The 628-nt window shown below is 47.3% G+C and carries 2 protein-coding genes; one reads left to right on the top strand and one right to left on the bottom strand.

Annotated features, from left to right (window positions below; all coding sequences use genetic code 11):
* Positions 1–254: general secretion pathway protein GspB (locus tag R7Q46_RS27985; RefSeq protein ID WP_318078407.1), on the top strand; the 254-nt coding region annotated here is incomplete at its 5' end.
* A gap of 93 nt (positions 255–347) precedes the next feature.
* Here the strand turns inward: R7Q46_RS27985 and R7Q46_RS27990 are convergent.
* Positions 348–628, bottom strand: a 281-nt coding sequence (locus R7Q46_RS27990) for a TIGR04211 family SH3 domain-containing protein (protein WP_318078408.1), incomplete at its 5' end; no start/stop codon positions are given.

Consider the following 628-nt stretch of genomic DNA (forward strand, 5'->3'; position numbering starts at 1 on the left):
CGCCGTCACAGGTGAATGACTTGGAGCGCAATGCGCAGCAGTGGCAAGGACGTCTTCCGGCCCTTAATTTGCAAACGCACATGTATGCCAGTGATGCCAATCGTCGTTGGGTGAAAATCAATAACGTGGAGTATCACCAAGGGGATGTGGTGGATGGACAAGTCACGCTGAAAGAGATTCAGCCGCAGGCTGTCATTGTCGAGTTCCAAGGTGAGCAAATCCGAATCCCTGCGCTTTACGAATGGGATGGTTAGTACTCTCGCGTGAAACCATTAGATAAGCAAAAGGCCACATGAATGTGGCCTTTTTCGTATCCGCTATGTGCAAACCGGTAGTTTGCGGGGCAGTTATGCCCAACCTGCAGGTGATTTCTTTCTGCGTGGAATGATATGAGGAAGAATCAAACCAAATAAAAGACCAAGGCCTGCTACACCACCACCGTAAGTGAAGTACTTAAGCAGCATGTCATCTTTTTGTGTATCCAGCTTGGCGCGAAGTTCACGGTTTTCTGTTTCAACAGAAGTGAGCTGGTCGCTGATCTCCGAGTATTTTTTCTCTAGATCTGTAATTTGTTGGTTACGAGTTTCTAGTGATGTTACTAGACCCGCTTTCTCGGTATCAGAAGTTT

It is taken from the genome of Vibrio sp. 811, assembly GCF_033339195.1.